The organism is Rhodococcus sp. 14-2470-1b (assembly GCF_002259415.1).
Lineage (GTDB): Bacteria > Actinomycetota > Actinomycetes > Mycobacteriales > Mycobacteriaceae > Rhodococcoides.
Window position 1 is genome coordinate 64,096 of sequence record NZ_NPFY01000034.1, and the last position, 16,559, is coordinate 80,654.

General features: G+C 62.6%; 18 protein-coding genes. 8 read left to right on the forward strand and 10 right to left on the reverse strand.

Annotated features, from left to right (window positions below; all coding sequences use genetic code 11):
- Window positions 1-6: 6 nt before the first annotated feature.
- Both helR and CH293_RS23140 read right to left on the reverse strand, forming a co-directional pair.
- Entirely contained in the window at window positions 7-2,196 is a 2,190-nt protein-coding gene (gene helR / locus CH293_RS23135; protein WP_094721604.1) for an RNA polymerase recycling motor ATPase HelR, read from the reverse strand.
- A 280-nt stretch (window positions 2,197-2,476) separates the two neighbouring features.
- Complete coding sequence (locus CH293_RS23140; protein WP_094721605.1) at window positions 2,477-3,127, reverse strand: DedA family protein; 651 nt, start codon at window positions 3,125-3,127, stop codon at window positions 2,477-2,479.
- 191 nt (window positions 3,128-3,318) lie between these two features.
- On the opposite strand from CH293_RS23140, the gene CH293_RS23145 reads away from it, so the two are divergent.
- From CH293_RS23145 to CH293_RS23155, 3 genes are all read left to right on the forward strand, one after another.
- On the forward strand, window positions 3,319-4,530 hold the full coding sequence (locus CH293_RS23145; protein ID WP_094721614.1) for a sensor histidine kinase: 1,212 nt from the start codon (window positions 3,319-3,321) through the stop codon (window positions 4,528-4,530).
- Window positions 4,521-5,165 carry a response regulator transcription factor gene (locus CH293_RS23150; RefSeq protein ID WP_037110748.1) on the forward strand — a complete coding sequence of 215 codons (645 nt, stop codon included), beginning with the start codon at window positions 4,521-4,523 and terminating at the stop codon, window positions 5,163-5,165. The genes CH293_RS23145 and CH293_RS23150 overlap by 10 nt, the downstream gene beginning before the upstream one ends.
- Before the next feature lie 77 nt (window positions 5,166-5,242).
- The gene (locus CH293_RS23155) at window positions 5,243-5,791 is read left to right on the forward strand and encodes a dihydrofolate reductase family protein (RefSeq protein WP_037110751.1); all 549 of its coding nucleotides are present in this window, start codon (window positions 5,243-5,245) and stop codon (window positions 5,789-5,791) included.
- On the opposite strand, the gene CH293_RS23160 is transcribed toward CH293_RS23155, so the two are convergent.
- From CH293_RS23160 to CH293_RS23175, 4 genes are all read right to left on the reverse strand, one after another.
- Window positions 5,773-6,537 carry a YqjF family protein gene (locus CH293_RS23160; RefSeq protein WP_255122962.1) on the reverse strand — a complete coding sequence of 255 codons (765 nt, stop codon included), beginning with the start codon at window positions 6,535-6,537 and terminating at the stop codon, window positions 5,773-5,775. The genes CH293_RS23155 and CH293_RS23160 overlap by 19 nt on opposite strands.
- Before the next feature lie 442 nt (window positions 6,538-6,979).
- Window positions 6,980-7,534 carry an alpha/beta hydrolase gene (locus tag CH293_RS23165; protein ID WP_241483804.1) on the reverse strand — a complete coding sequence of 185 codons (555 nt, stop codon included), beginning with the start codon at window positions 7,532-7,534 and terminating at the stop codon, window positions 6,980-6,982.
- Between the two features lie 787 nt (window positions 7,535-8,321).
- Window positions 8,322-8,816, reverse strand: a complete 495-nt coding sequence (locus CH293_RS23170) for a DUF6328 family protein (RefSeq protein ID WP_037110757.1) — start codon at window positions 8,814-8,816, stop codon at window positions 8,322-8,324.
- A gap of 26 nt (window positions 8,817-8,842) precedes the next feature.
- Window positions 8,843-9,298 carry a tellurite resistance TerB family protein gene (locus CH293_RS23175; protein WP_037110759.1) on the reverse strand — a complete coding sequence of 152 codons (456 nt, stop codon included), beginning with the start codon at window positions 9,296-9,298 and terminating at the stop codon, window positions 8,843-8,845.
- 169 nt (window positions 9,299-9,467) lie between these two features.
- Here CH293_RS23175 and CH293_RS23180 point away from each other — a divergent pair, with 169 nt between their 5' ends.
- Window positions 9,468-10,958, forward strand: coding sequence for an amidase (locus tag CH293_RS23180; RefSeq protein ID WP_094721607.1), 1,491 nt, complete (start codon window positions 9,468-9,470; stop codon window positions 10,956-10,958).
- An 87-nt stretch (window positions 10,959-11,045) separates the two neighbouring features.
- Window positions 11,046-11,324 (forward strand): Rho termination factor N-terminal domain-containing protein, encoded by a 279-nt coding sequence (locus CH293_RS23185; RefSeq protein ID WP_094721608.1) that lies wholly within the window; start codon window positions 11,046-11,048, stop codon window positions 11,322-11,324.
- Between the two features lie 26 nt (window positions 11,325-11,350).
- Here the strand turns inward: CH293_RS23185 and CH293_RS23190 are convergent, their stop codons facing one another.
- The 3 genes from CH293_RS23190 to CH293_RS23200 form a co-directional block, all read right to left on the reverse strand.
- Entirely contained in the window at window positions 11,351-11,692 is a 342-nt protein-coding gene (locus CH293_RS23190) for a GNAT family N-acetyltransferase (protein WP_094721615.1), read from the reverse strand.
- Entirely contained in the window at window positions 11,692-12,186 is a 495-nt protein-coding gene (locus CH293_RS23195) for a carboxymuconolactone decarboxylase family protein (protein ID WP_094721616.1), read from the reverse strand. The genes CH293_RS23190 and CH293_RS23195 overlap by 1 nt, the downstream gene beginning before the upstream one ends.
- A gap of 97 nt (window positions 12,187-12,283) precedes the next feature.
- The gene (locus tag CH293_RS23200) at window positions 12,284-12,616 is read right to left on the reverse strand and encodes a hypothetical protein (RefSeq protein ID WP_094721609.1); all 333 of its coding nucleotides are present in this window, start codon (window positions 12,614-12,616) and stop codon (window positions 12,284-12,286) included.
- 184 nt (window positions 12,617-12,800) lie between these two features.
- Here CH293_RS23200 and CH293_RS23210 point away from each other — a divergent pair, with 184 nt between their 5' ends.
- The 3 genes from CH293_RS23210 to pabB all read left to right on the forward strand — a co-directional run bounded on the left by CH293_RS23210 (window position 12,801) and on the right by pabB (window position 15,833).
- Window positions 12,801-13,139: an RNA polymerase-binding protein RbpA gene (locus CH293_RS23210; RefSeq protein ID WP_026348228.1), complete on the forward strand. Its 339-nt coding sequence runs from the start codon at window positions 12,801-12,803 to the stop codon at window positions 13,137-13,139.
- A 287-nt stretch (window positions 13,140-13,426) separates the two neighbouring features.
- Window positions 13,427-13,762 (forward strand): chorismate mutase, encoded by a 336-nt coding sequence (locus tag CH293_RS23215; protein ID WP_037110766.1) that lies wholly within the window; start codon window positions 13,427-13,429, stop codon window positions 13,760-13,762.
- Window positions 13,763-13,769: 7 nt separating this feature from the next.
- Entirely contained in the window at window positions 13,770-15,833 is a 2,064-nt protein-coding gene (gene pabB, locus CH293_RS23220; protein ID WP_094721617.1) for an aminodeoxychorismate synthase component I, read from the forward strand.
- An 86-nt stretch (window positions 15,834-15,919) separates the two neighbouring features.
- On the opposite strand, the gene CH293_RS23225 is transcribed toward pabB, so the two are convergent.
- Window positions 15,920-16,528 carry a hypothetical protein gene (locus CH293_RS23225; protein WP_019667657.1) on the reverse strand — a complete coding sequence of 203 codons (609 nt, stop codon included), beginning with the start codon at window positions 16,526-16,528 and terminating at the stop codon, window positions 15,920-15,922.
- Window positions 16,529-16,559 lie beyond the last annotated feature (31 nt).

Genomic DNA, 16,559 nt, shown 5'->3' on the forward strand with positions numbered 1-16,559 from the left:
AGGGCTTCACTCCTGTACAGACTCCAGTACCGCCAACGTGCGGGTCGCTCTGGTCATCGCGACGTAGCGATCGACTGCGCCCTCGATGCCGCTGCCGAACGCCGCCGGTTCGACGAGGACGACCAGATCGAACTCGAGCCCTTTGGACAACGACGGAGTCAACGACCGGATGCGATCGGTCTCACGGAACGTCGCGGCTCCGATGACGCATCCGATGCCGTCCGGGTTGTCGGCGAGCCAACGCTCGGTGATCGACGCGAGTTCCGACGGGTCCCCGTACGTCACCGGGACACCGCCGGCCCGAATGGATGTGGGTACGTTCGCGTCGGGGAGCACTCGTCGAATCTCGGGTTCGGCGACGGCCATCACCTCCTCCGGGGTGCGGTAGTTGATGGTCAGTTCCTGGATGGTCACGCCTTTCGTGTCGGTGTCGGTGACGCGTCCGATGCCCACTCGTTCGAGTCGGTCCATCCACGTCTCGGTGAATCCGCGGCGCGCCTGCGCCCGGTCGCCGACGATGGTGAAGCTTCCGGACGGGCAGCGCTGCACCAGCATCTGCCATTCCGCGTCGGTCAATTCCTGTGCCTCGTCGACGACGATGTGCGCGAACGGCCCGGCCATTCGGTCCGGCTCGGTGTGCGGAAGCACGGAATCGTCGACCAAGGCATCGCGAATTTCGTCCTGCCGGAGTTGGGCGTACAGGCCGTCCTCGTCGTCGAGCTGCAGGAGTTCCTCGACGACCCGGTCCATCCGCCGTCTCTCGGCGGCTGCCGCGGCCGCGCGTCGGCGCAGGATTCGCCCTGATTCGGGGTCGCCGAGGCGGCGACGGGCCGCATCCAGGATCGGAAGATCCGCCGTGGTCCATCGAGAAGGGTCGCTTCGCTGCAGAAGCGCGACTTCGGCCGGGGTCAGCCACGGCGCGCACAGACGCAGGTAGGCGGGTACGGACCATAGGTCGGCCACCAGGTCGGCCGCCTCGACCGACGTCCACGAATTGTCCAGGGCTGCACGCAGTTCGTCGTTGGCCTGAAGCGACGCACGGACCTCGGACTCCGGGGCCTCACCGACGAACTTGTCGACGAGGATGCTCACCAAAACGTCCCACACGAGCTCCCGAGCGTCGTTGTGCGGCGTCGTCGAATCGGCGGCGTCGAACGCTTCTTTCCAATCACCAGCAGAGAGGTGAAGATCGGCCCACTCCGTCTCCACCGTCATCGGCTTCGTGGGGGGCTGCTCGTAGAACCGAACAGCTCGTTCGACGGCCCCGACCATGTCCACCGATGATTTAAGCGCGGCGACGGCCTGGGTCTCCTCGGCTCCCGCGGTGTCGCCCTCGGCCACGAGGTCGGGCAGCGTGCACGTGAGCACGCCCTCCTCACCGAGGCTGGGGAGGACATCGGAAACGTAGTTCAGGTACGGCTTGTGTGGTCCGACGAAGAGCACCCCGCCCCGATTGTGGCCGAGCCGCGGATCCGAATACAGCAGGTATGCGGTGCGATGCAGCGCCACAACGGTTTTGCCGGTACCAGGACCGCCGTCGACCACGAGCGCACCGTCCGATCCTGCTCTGATGATCGCGTCCTGGTCCGCCTGGATGGTGCCGAGAACGTCACGCATCCTCGGAGACCGGGTGGTTCCGAGGCTTGCGATGAACGCGGACTGGTCGTCGAGGGCCGCCGATTCGGTGCCGTCGCCATCGGCGAACACCTCGTCCCAGTAGTCGGCGACGCGCCCGTTCGTCCATCGGTACCGGCGGCGTCTGACCAAGCCCATCGGGTTTCCGTGAGTGGCCCCGAAGAACGGTTCGGCAGCGGGGGAGCGCCAGTCGATCACCAGCTGCTCGCCCGCGTCGTCGAGCAGGCCGACGCGACCGACGTAGATCGGACCGGAACCGTCGGCGGGTTGCATGTGCCCGAGACACACATCGAGGCCGAACCGCCGTAGAGAGCGAAGGCGTTGGGTCAAACGGTGGACTTCGAAGTCTCGTTCCATTGCTTCCTGACCCATCCGCCCGCTGGACCTCCGCGTGGCATCGAGCCGTGCCGTGGCGTCGGCGATCGACGACGTCAGGCTGGATTCAATTGTTGCGAAGTGCTTTTCGTCTTCCCGGATCAGGTCAGCTGCTGCCTTCCGAGCCCGGTTACCGGTCAGGTCGAAGGCCGAGGTCGACGTGTGGTCGCTGGTCGAGGGTGGCATGCGCGCACGCCTTTCGTTCCGGTGAGTGTCAGGTTCGATGCGCTATTCTGCGGCACTACCGGGGTCTTGCCACAAGCCCATGGGTGCGCTATATCTTGATAGTGGAAGAGACAGGTCGTCTTGATTCCGTTCCAGCTTCGATCGGCAACCTGATCACACTGGGGTAACACTGCTTACGGTGGTCGACACCACGGAGCCATGCCTCGACACCAAGGAGCCGTGCCTCGACACCAAGAGCCGTGCCTCGAAACCACCGGCAAGCGTGGGTGCCGCAGTAGTTTCAGGCGTTCTTGGGGGTACGCATCCGCGAAATCACGAAGACCACTACGGCGAGCGACACCGACACGACGACGACCTTCTGCAGGATCCCGGCGTATCCCTCCACGAGATGCCAGTTCTGACCGAGTTGATAGCCGGCGGTGACGAAGACGGTGTTCCAGATCAGACTGCCGACCGTGGTGAGCAGAACGAATTTCACCGGCCCCATCCGCTCGATTCCGGCCGGTAGCGAGATGAAGCTGCGAAACAGCGGGATCATGCGGCCGAGCAAGACTGCCTTCGAGCCGTGCTGTGCGAACCATTTCTCCGAACGATCGAAGTCACGGGCTTGGATCAGTGGGATTCGCACGACCAGCGCGCGAGTACGTTCCCGCCCGACGATCGCGCCGACGGCGTAGACGACGATCGCACCCAGAACCGACCCGAGCGTCGTCCAGAAGAGCGCGGCGCCGAAGGAGAACACTCCGTTGCTGGCGGAGAAACCGGCGAGAGGCAGGACCAGTTCACTCGGGATCGGCGGGAACAGGTTGTCTGCTCCGACGACGAGGGCTGCCCCGGGGCCACCGAGAGTATCCATCAGGTCCACCGCCCAACCGGCGAGCCCGCTTGGAGGTTCCGCTTCGCTGGCGGCTGCAATCGACAAGTGGGACATGATATTTCTCCTCGTTCGTAGGTGACGTGGCCCTTCCAGGAAGTTCTTCCTGGAGGGACACCGAGAACGCTAGGAGTGCCGGGCCTGCAGGACATCGGGGTCAGCCGTCGATCGTCGCGGCGGTACACCCCGTGCACATAGTGCGGTTTTCCGCAGTGTCGAGACCGGATCTGCTCGGTTACTCTGCATGCGTGCCGGGGAACCACGTCGAGTACCCACCCGAGCATGCGGATCGTATCTCCGTCAGCTCGATCATCGGGCGATGGCTGCTGGCTCTGGCGGGAGTACTGCTCGGTGGTTTCACGTCGGTTGCGGGCTTGCTCTACATCGCGGTGGCGTCGGTTGCCCTCGTCTCAGTGCACGTGCTCGGAAGGCGTGGGGAGCTCGTTCGTGCCGCCGTTGCGGAGGGTGCGCTGACGTTGACCGCGCTCGAGATTCGGAGGATCATCCGCTTTCACGGTCGGTTACGGACAGACGCACTCACTTCACGACGATGCCGAACTTATCTTGGAATGCGTTGGGCGATAGGACTACTCGGAATCGGTGTAGTTCTCTTGCTTGTGCTGTGCCTCGCTGTGGCCGGGTCCATGCTGTCTGCATGGCTTCTCAACGGCGGTTGGGGCTTGATCGAGAGTTCGAACCGAGTCGACGCACTACTCGTGGCAAGCGCGGCCCTGCCTGGAATCCTGTTGACCTTCGTCGCTGCCGTCGGGGTGGTAGGGGTGGGGTCGCTGGACCGATGGTTCGGCACTCGAGTCCTGGGACCGCAGTCCGACAGGTTGTTGCGCCACCGCGTCGCAGAATTGACGAGCAGTCGGGATCGTGTGGTCGATGCCATCAACGACGAACGGCGCCGAATCGAGAGGGACCTGCACGACGGTGTGCAGCAGCAACTGGTCGCACTCGGAATGCTCATCGGCCAGGCACGTCGCGCCGACGAACCCGGCGAGCTACTCGATCGCGCTCGGGCGACGGCGCAGGAAGCGATCGGTGAACTGCGCGAAGTCGCCAATCGGGTGTACCCGATTGCCCTCGATCACTCCGGTTTGCACCAGGCGCTGGAAACGATGGCCGAGCGGGCCACTGTTCCAGTCCGAATGACGTACGAACTGAAGGAGAGGGTGCGGCCCGCGGTGGAAACGGCACTGTACTTCGTGGTCGCGGAAGCGGTGACCAATGCAGCCAAGCACGCATCCGCTCAGGTGGTGAACGTGGCTGTCACTCGCCAGAAAGTCGAACGCGTACGTGTCGTCGTCACCGACGACGGTGCCGGAGGAGCGGATCCTTCGGGCACCGGTCTGTCCGGGTTGGCTCGGCGCGTCGCGGCGTTGGACGGCACCTTGACCGTGGACAGCCCCGTGGGCGGACCAACCGTCGTGACTGCGAGCGTCCCATGCGGGTGATGGTCGCCGAAGATTCGGCCTTGCTGCGCGAGGGATTGGTGCGCATGCTCGCCGTCGAAGGCCACGATGTGATCGCGTCCGTTGCCGATGCGAACGCACTCCTGGATGCCGTCGAGAAGAATCGCCCGGACATTGTCGTCACCGACGTGCGCATGCCCCCGGATCACACCGACGAGGGTCTGCGGGCTGCACTGACCATCCGCGCACGATGGCCCGATGTCGCGGTTCTCGTCCTGTCCCAGTATGTAGAGACTCGCTACGCGGGGGAGCTGATCAGCGGTTCCGACGGGAAGGTCGGGTATCTGCTCAAGGACCGCGTGGTCGAGATAGACGAATTTTTGGACGCCCTGAATATAGTTGCCGACGGCGGAACCGTGTTCGACCCCGAGGTCGTGCGACAACTGTTGTCGCGCACCAGTAAATCGAACCCCGTGGATCGACTCACTCCGCGCGAACGCGACGTGCTCGAACTGATGGCTCGGGGCTTCACCAACGCGCGGATCTCTGCCGATCTGTTCATCTCCGTCAGTTCGGCCGAGAAGCACATCAACTCGATCTTCGAGAAACTCGGACTGTCGAACTCCGAAGGCCTCAGCCGTCGCGTCGTGGCCGTCGTGACCTACCTCCGCAGCTGACGATCGGTATCGGGGCCTCCGATGGTTCACCGAGGCATGCGCTACCCAGTGTGCCCATCGAGTGGTATCCATGAAGTGTGCGCAAGCTGGTCATCACACAGAACATCACCATCGACGGCGTCATCGAAGCAACCGACGATTGGTTCACCCAGGCCGGCAGCGACCCGGAGCTCGACGCGGCATTGGCGGCTCAACGCGACGCCTCGGACGGCTTCCTGGTAGGCCGAGTGACCTTCGAAGGTATGCGTGACTACTGGGGGCCGAAGACCGACGACACAACCGGGGTGACCGATCATCTGAACCAGGTCGCCAAGTACGTCGTGTCCACGACGCTGAAGGAACCCGGGTGGGCGAACTCGACCGTATTGTCGGGTCCGCTGGTCGACGAGGTGACACGCATCAAGGAGACGATCGGTTCCGACATCGTGTGCACCGGAAGCATCACGTTGTGTCGCAGTCTGATTGCGTCGAGTCTCGTCGACGAGTACCGATTGTTCGTGTATCCGTATGTTCGTGGTCACGGCGAACGGTTGTTCGACGGTGCACCATCGATCGGATTGCGCTTGTTGGAGTGCCGGGCGTTTCCATCCGGCGCATCGTTGATGCGTTATGCGTCCCCGTCGTGACGTAGAGGTACGGTGTACGGTCTGCCGAACTGCGTGGAGACACCTGGTGCATACAACACCGAGTCCGGTGGACTGTCGGACACGTTCGGAAGTCCCGCTGCACCGAGGAGTTGGTCGTCGCAGTGGGTGACGGCGGCGTCGTAGAGTTGCCAGCGGCGATGGACATTCGGCACGTACAGAAGCCGTCCTGCCAAGGAAGTGTGCAGACCCCAACGCGCGGTGAGGAATTGAGCAAATGGGTCGTCGGACATGTCGCAGGAGCCACGATGCACTCCGAAACTCGTGGTGCTTCCGCGCTGCGGCGGCGCGAGACGATCGCTTCGATAGGCGATCGACGTCTCGTCGTCCTCGATGGTGATCGACGCCCAGCGATACGGAACACCGACGAGGTTGGTCCCGGCAACCACCGCGAGACGGCTGGCTTCGAGCGATCGGAACACCACACCGCGCCTGCCGTTCGTGTCCACCGAGTACAGCCGAACGTTGATCTCGGGAAACGTACCGAAATAGGGGACAGGACGCTTGTATCCGAATCCGGCGCCCACCATCCGAAACCCGATCAGTCCGACCCACGACGTGCCGTCGAACTCGTCAGGGACAGTGCCTGCAGGTAAGAGCGGCGCAACACGCTCACTCGGAACGCGCCAGTGCAAGAACACCAGGCGTTCCCAGCGCTGGTCCATGAGAATCGGGCGTGGTAACAGCGGGGGCCTCGGCCACAGTCGTCGTCCATCGTCGGGATTCATTTGATCAACAGTAGGCGGGTACATCCGCGCTCAACCGAAAACTTGCTCGGCGCCTCGGTTCGACGCTCCAGCCGATTCGGACTCGGTCGTCATGCGTCGATCCACGAACCTGTGGGTCGATCGGGGTACTGCCGGTCGCCTCCGCCGTGCTGTAGTCGGCGGATCGGAATAGATGCGTGCACTATTCGTCGACCCGGTCGCCCTCTTGGATGTTCCCGAACCATCCAGCGCTGCGATCGAAGAGACATTCGGTCCGATTATCATTTGGAACCGTGCCCTCGAACCTCACCAGGGGTGGTTGTCGAGCAGGTTGGCGTAAGGGGGAGTAGTCTCCGCATTCGTCGAGCTTGCGGTGCACTCGCTGGCGCTTCGAATCGCGTGCGGCGAAGATTCCACGACAGGCCTGCACCGCCAACGAGCCGGAGGCGCGCCGCATCGTCCGTCACGGCAGGTCGCGTGTCGTTGTGGTGAGCACCCATTCGATAGCGGTGGTCACTGCATCGCGTGATGCCGGCGAATCGTCGAACATGTCGAATCCGTGAGTGCCCTTGGGTAGGTCGATGATGTCGAGTTCCGCTTCGGCTTCAGCTGCGGCCGTGATGAAAGCGTCGACGCCGGCGATGAATTCCGGTCGCTCTCGCCCCACCTTGGTGAGCAAGATCGGGAGCTGGCCGACGCTTCGGACCGCATCGACAGGGTCGACGTGCGGATCGACGCCCCATTCCGGGACGGTGTCCAGCACCGGGTAGGTGAGAGCGATGCACGTCAGCCACGATGGCGGGTTCCTCAGCCAATCGGTAGTGAGCAGTCCGCCTCCGGAGAAGAACCAGAGGGCGACCCGGTCGCGGTCCACTCCGGGTAGCGTCCGGGCGAGTTCGACGCCAGCCGCGACTTCTTCCGCAGCTGTTCTGCAGTGCGCCAGGGTGTCCATGTGATGTTGAACGGTGACTCCGATGGCACCTCGCTCGGCGACGATCGACCCGTAGCCCACAAACATGGGGTGGTCCCGTGGTCGCCAGTCGTCAACGTCGGGAGGGCGTGGCCCGCCGTGTACGAAGACAACTATCGGCTGTTTCACACGCGCTGGTTCGGGTGATTCAGCCGACCGATAGACGTCGATGGTGTCGTGGCGTTCTCGGTGCGCCTTGGGTGTGGGAAGTATGAACGGGTGTTGGCTCATTCAGTTCCTTTCATCGGATTGCGGTTCGATTGCAACCGCAAGTTTCGAGATCGCAGCACTGCGGACGGATGTGGACGTGACTTCATGGTGCAGGTGGATGAGACAAGGCGGCGTTATCAGAGTGTGAATCCCAGAACTCGGCCGAGCAAGCGCTTCTTCAACGCACGGGTGCATGTTGAGTCGTACGTGAACGGTGGCGGCGGTCGAAAGATTGGTCCGATGCAACATGCAGCACTTGAAATGACATAATGTAGATTATCGGCAAAACGACGACCACTGGGTAAGCCGGTATAGCCGCTCACTGATCGACCAACCGCTCACTGATCGACCAACCGCTCACTGATCGACCAACCACTCAGTGATCGACCAACCCGTTCAGGTGGACACTGTGCCGCGCCTTGGCTCGGATCGACGATCGACACGACGATGCCGTGCCCCGGCTGATACCTTCATCGTCCGCGTGCAGCCATGCGAAATGTCTCCTCGTGGCAGCGCGACCTCCGAGTCGGAACCCTTGGCCGCTTCCCTGTAACACTGCCACTCTCCGTTATTTCGTCACAGTGACGAAACGTACGGGTTGTCGCGGTCGCCGCCACGCGTCGAGTCATGTCGTCCGGTATGCGCGAGGCAGAACGAACCAGAATCCGATCATGATCACCGCGACTATGACGGCTGCCGGTAATGCCGCACTCAGGCCGAGGACTATCTCGAATGTCAAGGCAACAGCTCCGATCAACGTGATACCCAGCATTACGATGCCGCTGATCGCGAGCGTGTTGCCCACTCGCACCAGCACACCGATTGCACGCTGACGAAACAGCAATCGATGCATGCCCACCGGCGCAACCAGCAGTATTGTCGCGAGAATCGACGCCGATACGGTCACGAGATACACGATGTGGCCCGCTGAGGAGAGATCGTCGAACCGACCCTGGAACGGCAAGGTGAGCAGAAATCCCGTCAGCAGCTGGACGCCGGTCTGGACGACTCGTAGCTCCTGCAACAGTGCGAGCCAGTTTCTGTCGAGCTGCTGGGTGGGAGTTTCGTTGCGCGCCTTGCCGTTCCATTCGAGGTGATCCGGATCCTCGTCAGTGCTCATTGCATCAGACTAGCTGCGGAGACTACTCAGAGTTCGAATTCGCTGGGGTCGATTCCTACGGCGAAGCACGCGTTCTTGACAGCGGCTTTCTCGTGATCGTCGAAGTGTCCATCGGCACCGCCGATGATGATCCCGATCTGGATCACCGCACGAGCTTGATCCGGTTTGCCCTTCAACTTGGCGATGGTCGCTGTCGCCTCCACCTTGCCGAAGTCGAAATCACCGGCAAGTTTGTCGCAGTACCAGTCGAACTTCTGGCGAAGCTCCTCGGCGGGGAAAACTTTGAGAGCTTCGTTACCGGAGATCAGTGCCGCAGTCTTCTGCCGCTCGGCCGGATCGATGCTGCCATCGGCCGCAGCGATCAGCGCGCACATCGCCATACTGCCGTTCGCGAATTCCTTGTTCTTGAACTGGACGGTCTTGGTCTGCAACTGCCCGTTCAGTTCGGTGGCCTTCGCCTTCAACTGGTCCCAGAAAGCCATGACATTCCTTCGCTCGCGTTGCCTGGACCGCACTCTCCGTGCGGTCGCCACCATTGTGCCCGTCGGTCGACCGGTTTGCCGGAATCGCCTCCGCGATCTCGGCGAGCGATCCGTGATCTCTGTGCACGACTTCGGCCCCGACAGAATTCGCCGGCAGTAGGATCGGCGCGTGAACCTCGAGGAGTACGTGTCCAAGGACGCAACCGAACTCGCATCCCTGGTGGCGGCCGGCGAGGTCACCGCGTCAGAGTTGTTGGAACTGGCTCGCCGACGCGCCTACGACGTCGACGGCAAGCTCAACTCGATCGTGGCTCGAACCGATTCCGCAGCAGACGACGCGGCGCAGACGCTCGGCCGCGGACCCTTCGCGGGTGTTCCGTTTCTGCTGAAGGACCTGGCACAGGAATACAAGGGGTACCCGACGTCCTACGGGTCGCGTTCGCTTGCCGATGACATCGCGACCGAGAATTCGTTGATCACTCAGCGATTCCTGGACGCAGGTCTTGTCGTCTTCGGTAAGACCAACACACCGGAACTCGGTGCCAAGGGCGTCACGGAATCGGACTACTGGGGTCCGGCACGCAATCCGTGGAACCTGCACCGAACACCCGGGGGTTCGTCGGGTGGTTCGGGTGCGGCCGTTGCCGCCGGGATCGTTCCAGCGGCCGGCGCGAACGATGGCGGCGGTTCCATACGAATACCGGCCGCATGCAACGGTCTCGTCGGACTGAAGTTGAGTCGGGGGTTGTCGCCGTACGGACCGCAGACCGGCGAAATCATGTTCGGGATGGTCAGTCAGGGCGTCGTCAGCCGAACGGTCCGCGACAGTGCGGCGCTCTACGATGCCATCGTCGGCCCGGACCCGAATGCCGGCTATCTTGCCCAGTTCCCGACCGAGCGATTCGTCGACGCCATACGCAGCCGCCCGACCGGTCTTCGAATCGGGTGGTCCACGTCGTCGACCGTGAATCCGTCACCGCACCCGGAGGCTGTGGCGGCCGTGGAACACACGGCCGCGCTGCTGGAAGAACTCGGCCACCATGTCGAAGAAGTTCCTCAGCCGTACGACGACTGGGCACTGTCACGTGACTTTCTGACGATCTGGTTCGCGCAGGTGTACGCGCAGGTAGCCGAGATCAAGGCCAGGACCGGCGCAAAGAATTCCGATTTCGAGGCGGACACGCTCGCCGTGGCCGAGTACGGCCGCCACACCGGATTCGTGGCCCCGGTAGCAGCGCTCGAGAACACGAAGGTCTACACGCAGTCGCTCGCAGCGTTCCATCGAGAGTTCGATTTTCTCCTCACTCCGACCTTGGCTACTCCCCCGCTTCGCATCGGTGCTGCCTCGACTCCGCCGCTGATGCAGCGAGCGGCGCGAGCGGCGGGTGTTCTTCGCGCCGGAAGGATCATGGATCTGACAGGGATTCTCGACGATGTCGTCCAGAACAACCTCGGGTGGGTTCCATACACCCAGCTCGCCAACGTCACCGGCCGACCTGCAATCAGTGTCCCGGTCCACTGGACCTCGGACGGCTTACCGCTCGGCGTCCAATTCGTCGGACACCTCGGCTCCGACGGCGCTCTCCTTCGGCTTGCTGCGCAGATCGAAGAGGCCGCTCCGTGGATTCACCGCTTTCCTGCAACTGACACGCCCGTCTGAGGAACGCGCCCGTTTGACGGGTGCGGGCTCCGGTTATCTCGTGTCCGACAGCGATGCACACAGCCGGACACGAGACAAGGAGAAGACATGGCGGCCGACGAGTCCAGTAGCTCTCAGCCTCAGCTGAAGGACGAGGATCTCTACGAGAAACTGCGCGAGGAGGGCAACTCCAAGGAGAAGGCGGCGCGGATCTCCAATGCCGCTGCCAACGAGGGTCGTTCCACGATCGGCGCGAAGGGCGGCGAATCGGGCTCGTACGAGGACTGGACCGTCGACGAGCTGAAGTCACGCGCCAAGGAACTGGGTATCGAGGGGTACTCCGACCTCAGGAAAGCAGAGCTGATCGACACGCTCAGGGAGCACTGACCTCGGACATCGGCCCGGTGGCGGCCTCAACTCCGGAGATACGCCAAGATATTCGGTGTAACCGCATCGGTGATGTCCTGGTACGCATCGTGCTTGGTCAGGAACTTGGCCACCAGCGGGCACACCGGAACGATGCGACGTCCTTGCGCACGGACATCGTCGAGGGCAGCAGTCACCAGAACCGAACTCAGACCATGGCCGGCGTAGGCGTCGTCGATCTCGGTGTGGAAGAAGATTTTTTGCTCGCCATGGTCACGAAACTCGGTGAACCCGATGACTTGTCCGTCGAGTACGAGCGTGTAACGCCGCCCGTCCGTATCTTCCGAGACGACCACCCGATCGCGGATATCGTGCTGCTCGTTGCTCATCATTTCCCTTTCGGCGAGGTCGTATCGGCGTGCGGACGAACCTGATGCCGACTCACGATGGAGATTCGATTGAACGCATTCATCGCTATCGCAACCCAGCTGACGGCGGCTACCTCGACCTCGGTCAGAATACTGCTTGCTGCTGCGTAATCGCGGTCCTGATCGACGGAACCAGGAAGCCGAGTCACGGACTCGACCAAGGTGAGCGCAGCGCGCTCCTTGTCGCTGAACAGTGTCGTCTCGCGCCACGCAGGCAGCACCGCGAGCCGCTGAGTGCTCTCGCCGGCCTCCAGCGCAGCGGTCGAGTGAACGTCGAGGCAGTAGGCGCACCCGTTGATCTGAGACACGCGGACGTTCAGCAACTCGACGAACCGTCGATCCATCCCCGCGGTGCCGGTCGCAGTACGAACAGCTTTGGCGACTGCCAGTTGAGCTTTGAACACGTCTGGATTCGCTTTGTCCAGCAGGACCCGGCGAGGATTGGCTTCGGACAACGGATCCCTTTCGACGATGCGGTGGACGTGCGCGGTCAACGATAACCCATGTAGTTGACGTTGCAACTACATGGTGGAGATCTGAAGTCGACGTCGGTCAGCGCAGCCGCTCGGCATCCCGAGCGAGAGAGACGAGATCTCCGCACAACCGCGCGAGCTCGTCCATGCCGGCCCCTTCGGCCACAGCCGTCGCGACGTCCTCGGCTGCGCATCGAACCTCGAAGTTGCGGTCGATCAGCGCTGATGCCTCGTCCGCACTCAGCACCACGGCGTCCTCGGGGATCGACGTTCCCTTGACCGCCGACCTGTGTTCGTAGGCCCGCTGCCGACACGACTGCCTGCAGTACCGCCTGCGCCGCCCCATGCCGCCGTCGGCGACGTCCCGCCCACACCAGGCACAAGCGTGCACGCGACGCGACTTCACCGACATGCCGACGAGCCTACGACGGTGTGGCGGTAGAATGGCGCAAACGTGTCTGCGGGTCGGCTCGTGTCGTGCGAACGTCGGTCCCGTGGCCGGGAACGATTCGCCGCGCCGGCGCGTTGTACATCCGTGAGTCGAATGCAGTGCGCGCTGCGGACGAGCACGCACTATCGAGGGAGAGGACGCCACAATGGCAGATCGAGTACTACGAGGTAGCCGACTCGGCGCCGTGAGCTACGAGACCGACCGCGACCACGACCTTGCGCCACGCCGCGTTGCGCGTTACCGCTGCGACAACGGTGAGGAGTTCGATGTCCCGTTCGCGGACGACGCCGAAATCCCCGGAACGTGGCAGTGCCGTAACGGTTTGGAAGGTTCACTCATCGAGGGCACCGCTCCCGAGGCCAAGAAGGTCAAGCCGCCCCGTACCCATTGGGACATGCTTCTCGAGCGTCGGTCGGTCGAGGAACTGGAAGAATTGCTCAAGGAGCGTATGGACCTGTTGAAGGTCAAGCGCCGCGGCGCCTGATCCAGGGAAAGTTCCCGAGAAACCGCACTTGCCGAATTCAAAACATTCGGCAAGTGCGGTTTTTTGCGTTTGTACGGAACGAAAGTCCGTTTGCTTCACTCGCTGACTGCAATAGAGCAACATTCGTCACCTCGGAAGTGAATTCAGGCGGACGAGATGCGATTATTGTTGACACGATTCGCTCGATCTTTCGCAGGTAACGGTCCCTCGGGACGATGCGATCAACAATCGAGCGAATACACTAAACAGTCGCAGTTCCGGACTGCTGAACGAGGGGGCAACTACACGTGACCGACGAGCCCGGCAGTCAACTCGAATCGCTACGCGGTGAGCTCGATGCTCTCGACGCTCGTATTCTCGAGTCCATTCGGCACCGCATCGAAATCTGCTCGAAAGTTGCGTTGGTCAAGCGCGAGTTCGACATTCCGATGATGCAGCCCGGCCGTGTCGGGGTGGTACAGGACCGCGCACGCGCATTCGCCCGCGAGCACGGGTTGTCGGAAGATTTCCTGACCTCCGTCTACGACCTCCTGATCGGCGAAGCATGCCGGGTGGAGGACCTCATCATCGACGACCTCGAGAGCACCAGTGCGGACGTGTCCGTCGGCGAACGTGGCCGGTGATGACACCATGCCCGTGCGAACCCTCCTGATCGACAATTACGATTCGTTCACCTACAACCTCTACAGCTTGCTCTGCGAGGTCAACGGGATCGAACCTGTCGTCGTACGCAACGACGTCGACTGGAATTCCCTGCCGCTCGGCGATTTCGACAACGTCGTCGTCTCCCCCGGACCCGGCCGTCCGAGCACACCCCACGACCTCGGCATCAGCGCGCGAGCGATCACCGAACTCGACCTACCGATTCTGGGCGTGTGTCTCGGTCACCAGGCGTTGTGTCATCTTCTCGGCGGCGAGGTCGACCTGGCGCCGACACCGATGCACGGCAGGCTCTCCGACATCACCCACGACGGAAGCGGTCTGTTCGCCGGTATACCGTCGCCGTACTCGGTCGTGCGTTATCACTCCTTGACGGCCACAGCCCTGCCCGACGAGCTCGAGGCGTGCGCGTGGACCGACGACGGCCTGGTCATGGCCGTCCGTCACACGTCCCGTCCCATGTGGGGCGTTCAGTTCCATCCGGAGTCGATCAGCACCGAGTACGGACGCGAACTACTGTCCAACTTCCGCGACCTCACTCGCGAGACCATGCACGCTCCCCCCGCTCCCCCGCGGTCTCGATACTCGATCGAAAGCCGTTGCATCGAGGGAACTTTCGACACGCAGAGAGTGTTCGAACTTCTGTATGCGACCGGCCCCAACGCGTTCTGGCTCGACGGAAGCTCGGCAGTGGAGCCGGATTCACGGTTCACCATCATGGGTGACTGCTCGGGACCTCTCGCGGAGTACCTCACCTATCGCGTGGCCGAGCGTCGTGTCGACGTACACCGGCCCGACGGTTCGATGGAGTCGTTCGACTCGACGTTCTTCGACTACTTGAACGGCCAGTTGCAGCAACGTGCCGTGCCTGCTTTGCACGACCTGCCTTTCGCATTCGGGCTGGGGTATATCGGCTATCTCGGGTACGAGTTGAAAGCCGACGTCGGCGGTCAACTGGTACATACCTCCGCGACACCGGACGCATCGATGGTCTTCGCCGACCGTGCACTTGTGTTCGACCACGAGGCCGGGAACTGTTACGCACTTGCACTGGTGACCGAATACGGCGACGCGACGACGTCGGCCTGGTTCCAGACCGTGGCCGACGCCTTGGCCTCGATCGGCGAGGAGGTCGAGAGCGCCGAGCCCGAGCCTGTTCCTTTGCTTGCGCCGGAATTCGAGACCGCCCTCCACCTTCGGCACGATCGGGAGAGGTACCTCGGGCTCATCGAGCAGTGTCTTGCGGACATCACGAGCGGTGAGACCTACGAGGTGTGCCTGACGAACGTCGCGACTCTCCCCGGTCCCATCGATGCCTTGGAAACGTACACGTATCTGCGAGAGATCAATCCGACTCCATACAGCGCGTTTCTCGGTTTCGACGATCTGTCGGTCGCGAGTGCCTCTCCCGAGCGGTTCCTGCGAATCGACGCCGACCGAGTGGTCGAGTCCAAGCCCATCAAGGGAACCCGTCCGCGGGGCAGCACTCCCGAACAGGACGAGCGTCTTCGGTCCGATCTGGTCGGAAACGAGAAGGACAAGGCCGAGAACCTGATGATCGTCGACCTGGTTCGTAACGACCTGGCGCAGGTCTGCGTGCCGGGTTCGGTCCACGTGCCGAAGCTGTTCGATGTCGAGACCTACGCCCCGGTACATCAACTGGTCTCGACCGTGCGTGGACGGCTACGCGACGACGCATCCGCGGTGGACTGCATCAGCGCCGCTTTCCCGGGTGGCTCGATGACGGGTGCACCCAAGATTCGGACCATGGCGATCATCGACAAGCTCGAAGACGGGCCACGTGGTGTCTATTCCGGTGCGATCGGCTATTTCTCGTTGACCGGTTCGGCCGACTTCTCGATTGTCATCAGGACGATCGTCTCCACCGAACACGAGGTGACGTTCGGTGTCGGCGGCGCGATAGTCGCCCTGTCGGACCCGGAAGAGGAATTCCAGGAGACGATGGTCAAGGCGGTGTCGATGCGTCGCGCGCTCGCGCACGGCACGAAAAGGGAGGACCGTTCCGGCGAGTGACGCCGGCCCGGTCCTCCCGTGGAGATTCGATGCCTGGCCGAATACGTCGGCCCGAGGAATCTGCCGAATACGTCGGCCCGAGGAACCTACGGTGTCGTGAAGTACTCGAACACCGCGGGCTGCACATTCGGGTTTGCGTTGACGGTGCCGATGATGGTTCCGGCCACGACACCGATGGCGGTGCCGATGATGCACCCGGCAATGAAGTTCGGGAAGATCGACACACAACCGATTGCGAAGCCGAGGCCGGCGCCGACTGCGGTTCCGACTGCTCCGCCGCCGGTGTATCCGATCACGATCTGATTGATCATGTTGTCGAACGCGGCTTGCTTGCTGACCGGTCCCGCTGCGTCGTTGATCAACGACGCGGGTTGCGGGGTCAGGAGCAATTGCCTGTCCCCCACCACTGCTGGGGCGATCGAATATGTCGCGCCGTTCACGGAGTACGTCAGAGGCAGGCTTGCAAGAACCGTCCCGGAGTTTCCCACGACGTCCACCGAATTGTCACTGCTGTCGATACGGAACGCACCCGCGTCGAGGACGGTGCTGACGGATCCATCCGTCGTGACAGAGGTTTCGTAACCCACGGATTCGGTAGGGTCTGCATTCGCGGTGCCCCCGCCGACAGCGATTGCCACCGACGCGACCGCGAGAACGGTCGCTGCCGTCGTCGCAACTGATTTCCTTCGTTTCACAGGTATCCCCAGACCGTTGTCGAACCACTGT